Raw genomic sequence first — 15,581 nt, forward strand, 5'->3', positions numbered from 1 at the left:
GGAATTCCGGTAACGGTGCACCAAATTGACACTAGGAAGCCGATGCGGGAGAGTGCGGCATGGCCCGCCTCTCCCGCATCGTCATTCCGGGAATTCCCGCCGGCCCTGGCGATCACGCCCATGCCCGCCTAAACTGACCCCGATCATCCGGGGGGAATATCGATGCGCGCCATTTTCGCTCTCACACTGGCCGCCACGCTCTCCGCCTGCTCGACGACCACGAATCTGCCTCCCAATACGGGCGCAGCGCTGCTCAGCGCCTCGGTCGAGGAAAAGCCGCTGTCCGAACTCGCCCGCGCCGTCGCGGCGGGGGAGACGAGCAGCGAGGCGCTGACCATGGCCTATATCGAGCGGATCGAAACGATCGACCGGTCGGGGCCGCGACTGAACAGCGTGATCGCGATCAATCGAGATGCCCTGGCACAGGCACGCGCGCTGGATGCCGAGCGGCGCGCCGGGCGGGTGCGCGGGCCGCTCCATGGCGTGCCGATCCTGGTCAAGGACAATATCGAGACCGCCGACCCGATCCCGACCACCGCCGGGTCGCTCGCGCTTGCCGGCAACGTCACCGGGCGCGATGCGCCGGTGGTGGCACGGCTGCGCGCGGCTGGCGCGGTGATCCTGGGCAAGACCAATCTCAGCGAATGGGCCAATATCCGCTCGGACCGGTCGGTCAGCGGCTGGAGCGCGGTGGGCGGGCTGGTGAAGAACCCCTATGCGCTCGACCGCAATGCATGCGGATCGTCGAGCGGCAGCGGCGCTGGGGCGGCGGCCAGCCTGGCCGCCGCCGCGGTCGGTACCGAAACCGACGGATCGGTGATCTGTCCCTCGACGATCAACGGGCTGGTCGGGCTGAAACCGACGGTCGGCCTGGTATCCCGCACCCATATCGTCCCGATCAGCCATAGCCAGGACACGCCGGGGCCGATGACGCGGAGCGTGCGCGACGCCGCGATGCTGCTGAGCGCAATGGCGGGCAGCGACCCTGCCGATCCGGCAACGGTGGAGGCCGATGCCAGGAAGCGCGATTATGCCGCCGGGCTGTCGGCGGACGGGTTGAAGGGCGCGCGCATCGGCGTACTGCGCGATCGCATCGGCGGACAGCCGGCAACACGCGCGCGGTTCGAGGCTGCGCTCGAGGCGCTGAAGCGCGGCGGCGCCGAACTGGTCGATATCGCCGACAGCCGATCCGGGCTCGATGGGCTGGGCGCCGCGGAAAGCGTCGTTCTCCATGCCGAACTGAAAGCGGATCTGAACGCCTACCTCGCGACCACGCCGCCCACCGTCACGACGCGGACGCTGGCCGACCTGATTGCGTTCAACGCCGCCAACGCCTCGACCGAAATGCCCTGGTTCGGGCAGGAGTTCTTCGAGCGTGCGGAAAAGACCAATGGGCTGGACGACAAAGGCTATCGCACCGCGCTGGAAACCTCGCGCAAACTGGCGCGCGGCAAGATCGACGCGCTGCTCGCCGACAATCGCGTGACGATGCTGGTCGCGCCGAGCGCGGGGCCGGCCTGGCTATCCGATCCGGTCAATGGCGATCAATATGACGGGCCGAGCGCCAGCCAGTTGCCCGCCGTCGCGGGCTATCCGCATCTGACCGTGCCCGCGGGCATGATCAACGGACTGCCGGTGGGGATTTCGTTCATCGGCACGGCGTGGAGCGAGGAGGCGCTGCTGAAGGCCGGCTATGCGTTCGAGCAGATCGCGCAGACGCGGGTAGCGCCGGGGTATCTGCCGACGGTGGAGCGTGGGGCAGCGGCGTTTCCGGCGGTTCGGGAGTAGGCCGTTTCGGAACCACAAATTCCGTTCGTGTCGAGCGAAGTCGAGACACGTAGCGCGATGCCCGAGCGTCCCTCGACTTCGCTCGGGACAAACGGTTTTTTTATCAGCTCGGTCAAACATTCTCGCGACGGCAAAGCCGCCGCCGTCGGTCAGGTCGGGGGCGTGAAGCCCCCGCCTGCCGGCCGTGCCGGGCGATGCGCCTTGCGCATCGCGTGCTTGCTTCGCGAGCGCGCTTTGCCCGTCAGTACATATGCTGCCCGCCATTGATGCTGAGCGTCGATCCCGTCACGAACCCCGCATCCTCCGAACACAGGAACGCCACGCCGCGCGCGATTTCTCCGGCGTCGCCGAGGCGGCCGACCGGGATCTTGGCGACGATCTTTTCGAGCACCGGGGGCGGCACCGCGGCGACCATGTCGGTGTCGATATAGCCCGGCGCGATCGCGTTGACGGTGATGCCGGTCTTCGCGCCTTCCTGCGCCAGCGCCTTGGTGAAGCCGTGAATGCCCGATTTGGCGGCGGCATAATTCACCTGGCCATATTGGCCCGCCTGGCCGTTGATCGAGCCGATATTGACGATGCGGCCCCAGCCACGCTCACGCATGCCGGGGAAGCACGCCTTCGCCATGTTGAAGCAGCCGCCCAGATTGATGCGCATCACATCGTTCCAGTCGTCAAAGCTCATCTTGGCGAGTACGCCGTCGCGGGTGATGCCGGCATTGTTGACGACGACATCGACCGGACCGAGTTCGGCCGCGACCTGCGCGCAGCCCGCCTGACAGGCTTCATAATCGCCCACGTCCCAGCGATAGGCCTTGATCCCCGTGCGATCGGTGAACGCCTTCGCCTTTTCGTCGTTGCCGGCATAATTGGCCGCAACGGTCATCCCCATATCCTTGAGCGCAAGGCTGATCGCTTCTCCGATACCGCGGGTTCCGCCGGTGACGATCGCTACTCTGGTCATGGGATTCGTTCTCCTGTTCAAGGAGAGGAGAGGCTATGCGGGACTGAGCCAGCCTTCAAGCTCCCGCGACAAAATGCGGCGCAGCATTTTCATGCCGTCCGCACTGTCGTTGAGGCAGGGGAGATAGGCGAAGTCGGTGCCGCCCGCCGCCATGAACGTCTCCCGCCCACGGATCGCCAGTTCCTCCAGCGTTTCGAGGCAATCGGCGGAAAATCCGGGCGCGACGATCGCGACGCGCTTCACACCCTTGCCCGGCAGTGCGGCAAGCGTCGCGTCGGTCGCGGGCTCGAGCCATTTGGCGCGGCCGAAACGCGACTGGAACGCGACGATCAGATCGCGGCCCAGCGCCTCGCCGAGCAACCGCGCCGTCTTTCGGCAGTGGCAATGATAGGGATCGCCCAGATCGAGCGTGCGTTGCGGCATGCCGTGAAAGCTCGCCAAGATCGCGTCCGGCGTGAAATCGAGCGCGGCCAGCCCCTGTTCGATCGAGGCCTTGAGCGCGGCGATATAGGCGGGATCGTCGTGATAGGGCGGCAATGTGCGGATCGCCGGCTGCCAGCGCATCTTCGCGAGCGCGGCAAAGGCGGCGTCGTTCGCGGTCGCGGTCGTTGCCGCGCAATATTGCGGATAGAGCGGCGCGATCAGGATGCGATCGCAGCCCAGCTCTTTCAACGCGGCGATCCGCTCGGCAATGGCCGGCTGGCCATAGCGCATCGCATGATCGACGATCACCTCCGCGCCGAACGCATCCTTCAGCGCCGTCGCCTGCGCGCGCGTGATCGCGGCGAGCGGCGAACCATCCTCTCGCCAGACCTGGGCATAGGCATGCGCCGAACGGCGCGGCCGCGTGCGCAGGATGATCCCGCGCAGGATCGGCTGCCAGATCAGCGCGGGAATCTCGACGACGCGCCGGTCGGACAGGAATTCGGCAAGATAGCGCCGCACCGCCGACGCCGTCGGCGCGTCGGGGGTGCCGAGATTGACGATCAGCACGCCGATCTTCGGCGCCGGGATGGTGGGGTGATCGGTCATGCGCGGGCTTCCCGCGCGCATAGTCCGATGCCTTCCCGTTTCCGTTTGGGCTGAGCCTGTCGAAGCCCCTGTCCTTCTTCCCCCGCGATGCAGAAAGACAAGGACAGGGCTTCGACAGGCTCAGCCCAAACTGATTCTGGAAAACGCCAGTTCACGATCAATTTTCGCCGAGCGACAGCGGGAGCGTCCGCAGCCGCCGCCCACTCGCCGCGGCGATGGCGTTGGCGATGGCGGGCGCGATGGGTGGCACCGCGATCTCGCTGGCCCCGCCCGCGGGCTCGGCGCTCCGGATCAGCTCGATGCGGATCTCAGGCGCGGTGGCAAGACGCGGCACGTCGAGCTGGGTGAAGTTGCGCGGCACCGCCTGGCCACGCTCGATGACGATCGGTGCGCCCGTCGCGGCAGCAATGCCGAACAGGATGCCGCCCTCGATCTGCTGGCGGACGAGATCGGGATTGATGACGCGGCCGCAATCGACCACCGCGATCACGCGGTCGACGATCACTTTCTGCGCGGCGTCGACATGCGCCTCGGCCAGCAGCGCGACATGGCTTCCCGCCATCGAATGACAGGCGAGCCCCTGGCCGGTACCGCCGCCGCCGCCTTCCCAGCCGCCCTTGGCGGCGACGGTCGACAGGCAGCGGGCCAGCCGGGGATTGGCGCCGAGCATCTGCATGCGGAAACCGAGCGGATCGAGCCCGGCCTCCTGCGCCAGCTCGTCGATGAAGCATTCGGTGAAAAAGGCGGTGTAGCTGTGCGCGCCGGATCGCCAATGGCCAGTCGGAACCCCGATCTCGACCGGATGATGGTCGACGGCGAAGGCGGGAATGCCATAGGGCGGCACGGCGCCCGCCACCGCATTGCGATCGGCGCCGCCCGCATCGGGGATCAGCCCGCGCAGCGCGGCATTGCCCGCGAACATGCGATGCGACTGTTCGAGCGCGGTCGCGGGTGCCGCGATCTTCGCCAGCCAGCCCTGGACCAGCCCGCTCGGCCCGAGCTGCGCGCTCATCCGCGCAAAGGCCGGCGGGCGATAGAGATCGTGCGCGATATCCTCGGCACGCGACCAGACAAGCTGGACCGGGCGTTTCATCTTTGCCGCCAGGATCGCCGCCTGCCCCGCCGCTTCATTCTCCAGCGCGCGGCCGAACGATCCGCCGACCAGCATCGGATGGACGGTGATATCGGCTTCCGACATCTCCAGCGCCCGCGCAGCGGCCGCGCGGGCCAGGCCCGGCGCCTGGGTCGGCATCCACAATTCGAGCCGGTCGCCGCGCAGATGCGCGGTGGCGCACAATGTCTCCAGCGGCGCATGCGCGGCGAAACCGACGGCATAGTCAGCGGTGTGGACGGTCTTGCCGCGATAGGCGGCCGACAAATCCCCCACCCCGGCGAAACGAACGCCGTCGCCATCGATCGCGCCGCGCAGGCTGTCGGCGATCGCGCCGCTGTCGACCGGTTCGGACGGCATGGCGAAGCGCGGCCGCATCGCATCGAGTGCCCGGTTCGCCGCCCACCAGTTGGTCGCGACCGTCGCCACCCAGCGCGGCGTATCGACCACGGCGAGCACGCCGGTCACCGCCTCTGCCGCCTTACGATCGAATCCCTTCAATCCGCGATGCCCGATCGGCCCCTGACGGATCGCGGCATAGACCAGATCGGGCAGGCGGATATCGGCGGCGTACATCGCCGAACCGTCGAGCTTCGCGGGCAGATCAAGCCGGGGCAGCGGCTTGCCGGTCAGCCGGTTCTCGAGCCCCGTGCGCAGCGGAACCGGATCGGGCACCTTGAAGTCCACGGCCTCGGCGGCGAGCGCACCGAAACGCAATTTCTCATCGCCGCGCACGACGAACCCGTCCGCGGTGTCGCAGGCGAGCCAGTCCGCATCCCAGCGCCGCGCCGCCGCCTTGCACAGCAAGGCGCGCGCCGCGGCGCCCGCCTCGCGCAGCGGCCATTCGAACGCGCGGACCGAACTCGATCCACCCGTGATCATCAATGCATCGCGCGTCGCGAATTCCTGCGCCGCCCAGCGGATCGGCGCAGCCAGGAAATCGGGGCCATGTCCGGCGACGCCCTCGCCCGCGAGCAGCCGATTGGCATAGATGGGATTGATCGGCGCCGCCTCGACCGCGATCGTCCGCCAGTCGGCGCCAAGCTCGTCGGCCAGGATCTGGGGCAAGGCGGTATAGACGCCCTGCCCGGTCTCGGCCTGCGGCACGACGACGGTGACGACACCGCTTTCGGCGATCTTCAGAAAGCCGCCCAATATGGTCTCACCGGCGCTGGCGATCAGATTGGGGGCATAGCTGCGCGGCCAGACGCCCCAGGCGATCAGCAACCCCGCGCCGACGCCGCCACCGACCAGGATCTGCCGCCGGCTCGGCATGTGCCGCGCTTCGCCCTGTCGATCCCATCCCGCCATCACCGCCTGATAGGGGGCGGTCCGAAGAAGAGCAATTGGGGGATGGAAATCGGCGATGGATGCGATCGCGCACCGCCGTCATGCTGAACTCGTTTCAGCATCCATGCCACAGCCCGCACCGTCGCGTCAGTTTCGACATGGACCCTGAAATGAGTTCAGGGTGACTTTATGGGCCGGCAAGCCTCAGCCCGCGCCCGCCAACGCCCGGTATTTCGCGCGCAGCCCCACCTTGTCGATCTTCTCGGTGCCCAGCCGCGGCAGCGCCTCGCTCGAGAACCAGATACGGGCAGGCAGCTTGAACGCGGCCAGGCGCGGGCGGAGAAAGGCGAGCAAAGCCTCCGCATCGAGCGCGGCACCCGCCTGGAGGCGGATGACGGCGCCCGGCACTTCGCCGAACCGCTCATCGGCCAGGCCGAACACCGCCGCCTCGGCCACCGCCTCATGCTCGTAGAGCGCGGCCTCGACTTCCTGGCACGAGATATTCTCACCACCGCGGATGATGATGTCCTTCTTGCGATCGACGATGAACAGATAGCCGTCCTCGTCGAGATAGCCGATATCGCCGCTGCGGAAATAACCGTCATCGGTGATCGCGGCGCGCGTCGCTTCCGGATTGTTCCAATAGCCCAGGAAATTGCAGATGCTGCGGATCGAGACTTCGCCGCGCTCGCCCTGCGGCAGTGGGTTGCCGGCATCGTCGAGGATCGCAAGATCGACCAGCGGCGGGGTTGCCGGGCCGGTGCTGGCGGGCTTGGCGAGATAATTCTCGTTGACGTTGCCGCAGCCCACGGCGTTGGTCTCCGTCAGGCCATAGCCGAGCAAGGGCCGCGCGCCGCCCATCTCGTCCTCCAGCCGCTTGACATGTTCGGGCGGCCGCGCTGCGCCGCCTGCGGCATAGGCCTGAACCGTGGACAGATCATATTTGCCGCGATTGGGATGCGTCATGATCTCGTAGCTCATCAGCGGCACGCCGACGAAATAGGTGCATTTCTCGTCCTGCATCAGGCGCATCGCCTCTTCGGCGTCCCATTTGGGCATCAGCACCAGCTTGCGCCCCATCGCGAAGCTCTGGAGCATCAACGGCACCTCCGCTGTCACATGGAATAGCGGCACGTTGAGCAAGGCTGCGGGCTGCAGCGTCGGCGCCGCCCCGTCCTGCGTCGCGAGTTCGAGCATGCCGAGCGCGTTGACCAGATAGTTGAAGATCGCCTGCACCACCGCACGATGATCGGAAAAGGCGCCCTTGGACTGGCCGGTCGATCCCGAGGTGAACAGGATCGTCGCCAGATCGTCGCCGACAAGGGCGGGCAGCGCGGTATCCGCGCCGCCGCCGCGCGCGAGCAAGGGCGCGATAGCGGCATCGATGGGCGCGGCGACGTCCAGCGTCACCACGTCCGCGCCATGTCCGCCGCATTCGGTCAGACGCAGCGCGCGCGGCGCATCCGCGATCACCAGCGTCGTGCCGGTATCGGTGATGCCGTCGCACAGCTCGTTGCCCTGCCACCAGCCGTTGAGCAGGGTGGCGACGCCGCCCGCCATCAGCACGCCCATATAGGCGACGATCCACGACGGGGCGTTGCGCATCGCAATGCCCACCCGATCGCCCGGCTTCACGCCATAACCCGCGACCAGCCCGCCGGCGACCTTGCGCGCGGCGGCATAGGTCTGGGCGAAGCTCAATCGCTCGTCGCCGGCGACCAGAAAAATCGTGTCGCCATGCTGTGCGCAGAAATAGGCGAAATAATGCGCGAGCGTCGGCGGCGCCGCGGCGAAGACGGGAAGCGTGCGGCCAAAGCGCTCGATCCCGGTCAGCGCGAATGGCGTGCCGTCGGACAGCAGCCTGTCCAGGACTGTCCTGATGCGCAGATCGAGCGCAGACGGCATCAACTCTCTCCTCTTGGTCTTGTCTCTTGCGGCCTATATGAGGGCGCAAATCATCGGGGGTAAAGAGTTTGTTCCTCGCGCTTTCGGCTGCCGCTACGTCATACGTGACTTTCGAGTCGCTCGGTCTCCATCCGGTGGCCCTCGATCTCGGTTTTTTCCAGATTCGCTGGTATTCGCTCGCCTATCTGGCGGGAATCATCATCGGCTGGTGGTACCTGCTCAAACTGATCGCCCAGCCCGGTTCGCCGATGGCGCGACGCCATGCCGACGACCTGGTCTTCTACGCGACGCTCGGCATCATCCTGGGCGGTCGTGCGGCCTATATCGCCTTTTACCAGCCATCGATTCTCAATCATTTCACGAATATCTTCAAATTGTGGGAAGGCGGCATGTCGTTCCACGGCGGCGCGATCGGCGTCTCGCTCGGCATCATCCTGCTCACCCGCAAGGAGAAGCTGCAATGGCTGCGCGTCCATGATTTCGTGGCCTGCTGCGTGCCGTTCGGCCTGTTTTTCGGCCGGCTCGCCAATTTCGTGAACGGCGAATTGTGGGGCCGCGAAACCGACGTGCCCTGGGCGATCCGCTTTCAGGAGCTCGTCAACGGAGCGATCGTCACCGGCGAACCACGCCATCCCAGCCAGCTCTACGAGGCCGGGCTGGAGGGGATCGTGCTGGGGCTGGTGCTCTGGTTCTTCTTCTGGAAGACCAAGGCACGCTACGATCCCGGCAAGCTCGTCGGCATCTTCCTGCTCGGCTATGGCATGTCGCGCTTCTTCGTCGAATTCTTCCGCGAGCCCGACCGGCAGCTCATGCAGTTCGCGCAGGAAACCGGCATGAGCATGGGTCAGTGGCTGACCGTGCCGATGATCGTCGGCGGCGCCTATCTGATCGCGACCGCCAAGAGCCGTCGCCTGCGGATCGAGGCGACGGCCGGGGGTCAGAGCGTCGCCTGAGGTGAAGGATCCCGCCCCAACCGGCGTCGCCGCCAAGCTCGTACGCGAGATCGAACGTAGCGGCGCGATCCCCGTCGCCCAGTTCATGGCGGAGGCGAACGCGCATTATTATGCGACGCGCGATCCGCTGGGCACCGCGGGCGATTTCGTCACCGCGCCCGAGATCAGCCAGATGTTCGGCGAACTGGTCGGACTGTGGCTGGCCGATCTCTGGCTGCGCGCCGGATCGCCGGACAATGTCCATTATGTCGAGCTCGGGCCCGGCCGCGGGACACTGGCCGCCGATGCCCTGCGCGCGATGCGCTCGGTCGGGCTGGAGCCGTCGGTGCATTTCGTCGAGACCAGCCCGGCGCTGCGCGATGCACAGGCCGCACGCGTGCCGCAGGCGAGATGGCATGATGTGGCCGCCACATTGCCCCATGACGGCGCGCTGCTGGTCGTCGCCAACGAGTTCTTCGACGCATTGCCCGTGCGTCAACTCGTCGCGACCGAGACCGGCTGGCACGAACGCGCCGTCGCTTATGCCGATGGCGGATTCGTACAGACGCTGGGCGATACGATACCCGAATCGCTGCTGCCCGAGGCGCTGGACAGTGCGGCGCCGGGCGCGATCGTCGAAAGCTGCCCTGCCGCACGCGCGATCTGCGCCGAACTCTCCGCCCGGATCGCCGACCAGGGCGGCGGCATGATCGTCATCGACTATGGCTATCAGGGGCCGGCGGTCGGTGACACGTTGCAGGCGGTGCGCCGCCACGGTTTCGCCGATCCCTTTGCCGATCCCGGCGAGCAGGACCTGACCGCGCATGTCGACTTCACCGCGCTGGCGCGCGAAGGGCGCGGCGCCGGATTGAAGGTCACGGGCCCAGCCGCACAGGGCGAATGGCTCGAACGGCTCGGACTTTCGGCGCGCGCCGCGGCGCTTGCCGCAGCGCAGCCGGCCGCCGCCGAAGAGATCGCGCTGGCGCAGGACCGGCTGGCCGGACCCGAGCAGATGGGCACATTGTTCAAGGCGCTGGCACTGGTCGCGCCCGACTGGCCCGATCCGGAAGGGTTTGCGTGATTTAGCCTCTTCCTGTCGCTCCCGCGAAAGCTGGAGCCTATACGATCTCGTCAACTGCAATGCGGTAACCGGCATCGCATAGGCTCCAGCTTTCGCTGGAGCGACAGGCGTGGTTGTGGATCTGGAGCGACGGGAGTGAGTGTGGAGCAAGTCGAAGTCATCCGATCCGAAGCGCTTTCGGTTATCCCGCACGGCTTTCTCGGCCGGCGCGGCGGCGTGTCGATCGGCATTCATGCCGGCCTCAATGTCGGGCTGGGCAGCGATGACGACCGGGATGCGATCGTGGAGAATCGCCGCCGTGCAGCAGCGGCGGTGCTGCCGGGCGCGGCGCTGACGACGGTGCATCAGATCCATAGCGCGATCGCCCTGCCCGCAATCGCCCCCTGGCCCGACGATGCGCGGCCAAAGGCCGACGCCCTCGTCACCGACCGGCCAGGCATATTACTCGGCATATTGACCGCGGACTGCGTTCCCGTGCTCTTCGCCGATGTCGATGCCGGCGTCGTCGGCGCGGCACATGCGGGGTGGAAGGGTGCACTGACCGGCGTGACCGATGCCACGATCGAGGCGATGGAGGCACTGGGCGCGGATCGCGGCCGGGTGGCGGCGGCGATCGGGCCGTGCATCGCACGCGCATCCTATGAAGTCGGTGAGGATTTCACGCGCGCGTTCGAAGAGTCCGATCCGGCCAATGAACGCTTCTTCTCCGCCGGTCGGCCGGGCCATCTCCAGTTCGACATCGAAGCCTATGTCGCCGCGCGGCTGGCGGCAGCGGGAATCCGCCGGATCGAGGCACTGGGGCTCGACACCTATGCCGATGCGGACCGTTTCTTCAGCTATCGCCGCGCCTGCCATCATGGCGAACCGGGCTATGGGCGGGAAATCTCGCTAATCGGCCTCCCCTGCTGACCGGGCCTCTCGGCTGATTGGTACTATCCGGCGCTATTTCGCGTTAGGCTGGTATATCGCTCCAGCAAAGGCGCCCAGACATGCCCAGGAAACCCGACGAATCCGACCTGACCGGCACCACCCCGCGTCGGCGGCCCAAGCCCGACGTCCTCGCCATCGGCAATCGCCGGCTGAAACCCTCGACGCTGATGATGGGCCATGGTTTCGACCCCGCTCTGTCCGAAGGCTCGCTGAAACCGCCGATCTTCCTGACCTCGACCTTCGTCTTCGAGAATGCCGCCGCGGGAAAACGCCATTTCGAAGGCGTCACCGGCAAACGCCCGGGCGGTGCCGAAGGGCTGGTCTATTCGCGCTTCAACGGGCCCAACCAGGAAATCGCCGAGGATAGGCTGGGCGTGTGGGAGGATGCGGAGGACGCGCTCACCTTCTCGTCGGGCATGTCCGCGATCGCAACGGTGCTGCTCACTTTCGTGAAGCCCGGTGACGTCATCGTCCATTCCGCGCCGCTCTATGCCGCGACCGAGACGTTGATCGGCCGCATCCTCGGCAAGTTCGGCGTCTCCTGGCTCGATTTCCCGGCAGGCGCGACCGAAGACGAGATTGCCGCCGTCGTCGAGAAAGCGAAGGCACAGGGCCATGTCGCGATGATCTATCTCGAAAGCCCGGCCAACCCGACCAATGTGCTCGTCGACGTGCAGGCAGTGACCAAGGTGCGAGACTCGCTGCTCGGCGAGGAAAAGCCGCCGATCGTGATCGACAACACCTTTCTGGGTCCGCTCTGGCACCATCCGCTCGAGCACGGCGCCGATATTGTGGTCTATTCGCTCACCAAATATGCCGGCGGGCACAGCGATCTCGTCGCGGGCGGCGCGCTCGGTTCCAAGGGACATATGAACCAGATCCGGATGATGCGGAACACGATCGGCACCATCCTCGATCCCAACAGCGCCTGGATGCTGCTGCGCAGCCTGGAGACGCTGGAGCTTCGCATGAGCCGCGCGGGCGAGAATGCCGAGAAGATCTGCACCTGGCTGAAAGATCAGCCCAAGGTGGACAAGATCGTCTATCTCGGCTTTCCCGAGACCGAACGGCAGGCCGATATCTATGCGCGCCATTGCACCGGCGCGGGATCGACATTCTCGCTCTATCTCAAGGGCGGCGAGGCGGAGGCATTCCGCTTCCTCGATTCGCTCAAGATCGCCAAGCTCGCGGTCAGCCTTGGGGGCACCGAGACGCTGGCCAGCCATCCTGCCGCGATGACGCATCTGTCGGTGCCCGACGAACGCAAGCGCGCACTGGGCATCGGCGACAATATGGTGCGCATCTCGATCGGCGTGGAGGATGCCGACGACCTGATCGCCGATTTCGAACAGGCGCTGGCTGCAATATAGAAACCCCTCCTCCACGATCGGGGGGTGACTGCGACGCGCGCGTCCATCAATGCGAGCCCTAGACGAACTCGACCTCCCCCGGGGATGGGCGGTATCGGATGGAGCAACCGATGAAGAAGAGCCTGATCCTCCTGCCCCTGTTGGCGCTTTCGGCCTGCGCGACTCCGGAGACCCGGCTGCGCGCCGGCTTGATCGATGCCGGGCTCTCGGAACGGATGGCCGGATGTATGGCAGAGCGGATGGTCGATAGATTGTCGATCGTCCAGCTGCACCGCCTGCAATCGCTGGGCAGCCTGAAGCAGGCCGGCACCCGCGCGCTTTCCGTAGCGGATTTCCTCCACAAGGTCCGTGCGTTGCGCGATCCGGAAATCCTGTCGGTCACCAGCACGGCGGCGGCCGCCTGCGCTCTGGGGCTATGACGGTGGCAGCCCACGACCAAAGCGGGGTGGCAATCCATGCCGATCCATGCTTTAGGCCGCTGCGACTCCCCATTTTGCACTGCGGAAAGGCACGAGCGCCCTCATGAACATCCACGAATATCAGGCGAAAGAATTGCTGGCGAAGTTCGGCGTTCCCGTTCCCGCCGGCCACGCGGCCCTCACCGTCGACGAGGCCGTCGCCGCGGCCGGTACGCTCCCCGGCCCACTTTACGTCGTCAAGGCACAGATCCATGCGGGCGGCCGCGGCAAGGGCAAGTTCAAGGAACTCGGCCCCGACGCCAAGGGCGGCGTCCGCCTGGCCAAGACCCTGGACGAAGTCCGGGCGGCCGCGACCGACATGCTCGGCAACACGCTGGTGACCATCCAGACGGGTGAAGCCGGCAAGCAGGTCAACCGCCTCTATGTGACCGACGGCGTCGACATCGAGAAGGAATTCTACCTCGCGCTGCTCGTCGATCGCGCGACCGGCCGCATCGCCTTCGTCGTTTCGACCGAAGGCGGCATGGACATCGAGACCGTCGCCCATGACACGCCCGAGAAGATCCACAGCTTCGCCGTCGATCCCGCGACCGGCTTCATGGCGCATCACGGCCGCTCGGTCGCTGCCGCGCTCGGCCTGACCGGCGATCTCGCCAAGCAGGCCGCCAATGTCGCGTCCAAGCTGTATGACGCGTTCCTGGGTACCGACGCCGAGCAGATCGAGATCAATCCGCTCGCGATCACCGGCGACGGCAAGCTGATGGTGCTCGACGCCAAGGTCGGCTTCGATTCGAACGCGATGTTCCGTCATAAGGATCTGATGGAGCTCCGCGACGAGACCGAAGAGGATCCGATGGAGCTCGAGGCCTCGAAATACGACCTCGCCTACATCAAGCTCGACGGCGATATCGGCTGCATGGTCAACGGCGCCGGTCTCGCCATGGCGACGATGGACATCATCAAATTGAACGGCATGTTCCCCGCCAACTTCCTCGATGTCGGCGGTGGCGCCAACAAGGAGAAGGTGACCGCAGCGTTCAAGATCATTCTGAGCGATCCGGCGGTGAAGGGCATTCTCGTCAACATCTTCGGCGGCATCATGCGCTGCGACATCATCGCGGACGGCATCGTCGCCGCGGCGAAGGAAGTGAATCTCGGCGTGCCTCTCGTGGTGCGGCTCGAGGGCACGAATGTGGAAGAAGGCAAGAAGATCCTGGCCGAATCCGGCCTGCCGATCGTGGCTGCCAACGATCTCGGCGACGCCGCGAAGAAGATCGTCGCGCAGGTGCAGGAAGCCGCCTGAGCGCCCTCCCCAGGGAAGGCGTAGCTTAAGGAGGAAAGAATGAAGGTTCTGGTCCCGGTCAAGCGCGTGCTTGACTATAATGTGAAGCCCCGCGTGAAGGCGGACGGCACGGGTGTCGACCTTGCGAACGTCAAGATGTCGATGAACCCGTTCGACGAGATCGCGGTCGAGGAAGCGATCCGCCTGAAGGAAAAGGGCGCGGTCACCGAGATCGTCGCCATCTCGATCGGCGAAGCAAAGGCGCAGGAAACGCTGCGGACCGCGCTCGCCATGGGCGCCGACCGTGCGATCCTGATCACGGTCGAGGGCGAGGTGGAGCCGCTGGGCGTCGCCAAGCTGCTCAAGGCCGTCGCTGACGAGGAACAGCCGGGCCTGGTGATCCTGGGCAAGCAGGCGATCGACGACGACAGCAACCAGACCGGCCAGATGCTGGGTGCGCTGCTCGGCTGGGGCCAGGGCACCTTCGCGTCGAAGGTCGAGGTCTCCGGCGACAGCGTCGCGGTCACCCGCGAAGTCGATGGCGGTCTCGAGACCGTGTCGCTCAAGGTGCCGGCGATCGTCACCACCGATCTTCGCCTCAACGAGCCGCGCTATGCGTCGCTGCCCAACATCATGAAGGCGAAGTCCAAGCCGCTCGCGCAGAAGACGCCGGCCGATTACGGCGTCGACGTCACCCCGCGCCTCAAGACGCTCAAGGTCTCCGAGCCGCCGGTGCGTAGTGCCGGCATCAAGGTGGCCGATGTCGATGAACTGGTTGCGAAGCTGAAGGCGATGGGAGTGGCGGCATGAGCGTTCTCGTTTGGGTCGAACACGACAATAAGGAACTGAAGGACGCGACGCTCGCGGCCGTCACCGCCGGTACCAAGCTGGGCGATGTCGTCGCGCTCGTCGCCGGCAAGGGCGCACAGGGCGTTGCCGATGCGGCCGCGAAGATCGCGGGCGTCTCCAAGGTGCTGCTGGCGGACGACGCCGCGTACGAACATGCGCTGGCCGAAAATGTCGCGCCGCTGATCGTCGAGCTGATGGCCGGTCATGACGCGTTCGTCGCGCCCGCGACCTCGTCGGCGAAGAACATCGCGCCGCGCGTCGCCGCGTTGCTCGACGTCGCGCAGATTTCGGAGATCCTGTCGGTCGAGAGCGCCGACACCTTCACCCGCCCGATCTATGCGGGCAACGCGATCGCGACCGTCCAGTCGTCTGACGCGAAGAAGGTGATCACCGTGCGCGGCACCGCCTTCGAGAAGGCCGCCAAGGACGGCGGCTCGGCTTCGGTCGAGGCCGTCTCCGGCAAGGGTGATGCGGGTTTGTCGAGCTTCGTCGGCGCCGAGATCGCCAAGAGCGAGCGCCCCGAACTGACCAGCGCGAAGATCATCGTCTCAGGCGGCCGTGCGCTGCAGAACAGCGAGAACTTCCACAGCATCATCGAACCCCTGGCCGACAAGCTGGGCGCGGGCGT

The 15,581-nt window shown here is 66.3% G+C and carries 13 protein-coding genes; 9 read left to right on the forward strand and 4 right to left on the reverse strand.

From position 1 onward, the window contains the following. Window positions 1–162: 162 nt before the first annotated feature. Window positions 163–1,788 (forward strand): amidase, encoded by a 1,626-nt coding sequence (locus AC3WN8_RS25455; RefSeq protein WP_492672308.1) that lies wholly within the window; start codon window positions 163–165, stop codon window positions 1,786–1,788. Between the two features lie 241 nt (window positions 1,789–2,029). On the opposite strand, the gene phbB is transcribed toward AC3WN8_RS25455, so the two are convergent. The 4 genes from phbB to AC3WN8_RS25475 all read right to left on the reverse strand — a co-directional run bounded on the left by phbB (window position 2,030) and on the right by AC3WN8_RS25475 (window position 8,090). Then, on the reverse strand, window positions 2,030–2,752 hold the full coding sequence (gene phbB, locus AC3WN8_RS25460) for an acetoacetyl-CoA reductase (protein WP_492672309.1): 723 nt from the start codon (window positions 2,750–2,752) through the stop codon (window positions 2,030–2,032). Between the two features lie 33 nt (window positions 2,753–2,785). Next, window positions 2,786–3,784, reverse strand: a complete 999-nt coding sequence (hemH, locus tag AC3WN8_RS25465) for a ferrochelatase (protein WP_492672310.1) — start codon at window positions 3,782–3,784, stop codon at window positions 2,786–2,788. Between the two features lie 157 nt (window positions 3,785–3,941). Next, the gene (locus tag AC3WN8_RS25470) at window positions 3,942–6,170 is read right to left on the reverse strand and encodes a xanthine dehydrogenase family protein molybdopterin-binding subunit (RefSeq protein WP_492672311.1); all 2,229 of its coding nucleotides are present in this window, start codon (window positions 6,168–6,170) and stop codon (window positions 3,942–3,944) included. 219 nt (window positions 6,171–6,389) lie between these two features. After that, window positions 6,390–8,090, reverse strand: coding sequence for a class I adenylate-forming enzyme family protein (locus AC3WN8_RS25475; protein ID WP_492672312.1), 1,701 nt, complete (start codon window positions 8,088–8,090; stop codon window positions 6,390–6,392). Window positions 8,091–8,158: 68 nt separating this feature from the next. On the opposite strand from AC3WN8_RS25475, the gene lgt reads away from it, so the two are divergent. The 8 genes from lgt to AC3WN8_RS25515 all read left to right on the forward strand — a co-directional run. After that, the gene (lgt, locus tag AC3WN8_RS25480; protein ID WP_492672313.1) at window positions 8,159–9,043 is read left to right on the forward strand and encodes a prolipoprotein diacylglyceryl transferase; all 885 of its coding nucleotides are present in this window, start codon (window positions 8,159–8,161) and stop codon (window positions 9,041–9,043) included. Between the two features lies 1 nt (window position 9,044). After that, entirely contained in the window at window positions 9,045–10,103 is a 1,059-nt protein-coding gene (locus AC3WN8_RS25485; protein ID WP_492672314.1) for a class I SAM-dependent methyltransferase, read from the forward strand. 141 nt (window positions 10,104–10,244) lie between these two features. Further along, entirely contained in the window at window positions 10,245–11,012 is a 768-nt protein-coding gene (gene pgeF, locus AC3WN8_RS25490) for a peptidoglycan editing factor PgeF (RefSeq protein ID WP_492672321.1), read from the forward strand. 80 nt (window positions 11,013–11,092) lie between these two features. Continuing rightward, window positions 11,093–12,403: a cystathionine gamma-synthase family protein gene (locus AC3WN8_RS25495; protein WP_492672315.1), complete on the forward strand. Its 1,311-nt coding sequence runs from the start codon at window positions 11,093–11,095 to the stop codon at window positions 12,401–12,403. Between the two features lie 110 nt (window positions 12,404–12,513). Continuing rightward, window positions 12,514–12,822: a hypothetical protein gene (locus AC3WN8_RS25500; RefSeq protein ID WP_492672316.1), complete on the forward strand. Its 309-nt coding sequence runs from the start codon at window positions 12,514–12,516 to the stop codon at window positions 12,820–12,822. A 103-nt stretch (window positions 12,823–12,925) separates the two neighbouring features. After that, window positions 12,926–14,125, forward strand: coding sequence for an ADP-forming succinate--CoA ligase subunit beta (gene sucC, locus AC3WN8_RS25505; RefSeq protein ID WP_492672317.1), 1,200 nt, complete (start codon window positions 12,926–12,928; stop codon window positions 14,123–14,125). Between the two features lie 39 nt (window positions 14,126–14,164). Continuing rightward, window positions 14,165–14,914, forward strand: coding sequence for an electron transfer flavoprotein subunit beta/FixA family protein (locus AC3WN8_RS25510; RefSeq protein WP_492672318.1), 750 nt, complete (start codon window positions 14,165–14,167; stop codon window positions 14,912–14,914). Further along, window positions 14,911–15,581, forward strand: a 671-nt coding sequence (locus tag AC3WN8_RS25515) for an electron transfer flavoprotein subunit alpha/FixB family protein (protein WP_492672319.1), incomplete at its 3' end; no start/stop codon positions are given. The genes AC3WN8_RS25510 and AC3WN8_RS25515, both read left to right, overlap by 4 nt.

The sequence above is a fragment of the Sphingobium sp. FW305-3-2-15-F-TSA7 genome, from assembly GCF_058787155.1.

Coding starts and splice junctions, on each gene's coding strand:
- hemH (WP_492672310.1), bottom strand. CDS start 3,784: ATGACCGATCACCCCACCATCCCGGCGCCGAAGATCGGCGTGCTGATC.
- AC3WN8_RS25510 (WP_492672318.1), top strand. CDS start 14,165: ATGAAGGTTCTGGTCCCGGTCAAGCGCGTGCTTGACTATAATGTGAAG.
- AC3WN8_RS25500 (WP_492672316.1), top strand. CDS start 12,514: ATGAAGAAGAGCCTGATCCTCCTGCCCCTGTTGGCGCTTTCGGCCTGC.
- AC3WN8_RS25470 (WP_492672311.1), bottom strand. CDS start 6,170: ATGCCGAGCCGGCGGCAGATCCTGGTCGGTGGCGGCGTCGGCGCGGGG.
- AC3WN8_RS25475 (WP_492672312.1), bottom strand. CDS start 8,090: ATGCCGTCTGCGCTCGATCTGCGCATCAGGACAGTCCTGGACAGGCTG.
- phbB (WP_492672309.1), bottom strand. CDS start 2,752: ATGACCAGAGTAGCGATCGTCACCGGCGGAACCCGCGGTATCGGAGAA.
- sucC (WP_492672317.1), top strand. CDS start 12,926: ATGAACATCCACGAATATCAGGCGAAAGAATTGCTGGCGAAGTTCGGC.
- AC3WN8_RS25495 (WP_492672315.1), top strand. CDS start 11,093: ATGCCCAGGAAACCCGACGAATCCGACCTGACCGGCACCACCCCGCGT.
- AC3WN8_RS25455 (WP_492672308.1), top strand. CDS start 163: ATGCGCGCCATTTTCGCTCTCACACTGGCCGCCACGCTCTCCGCCTGC.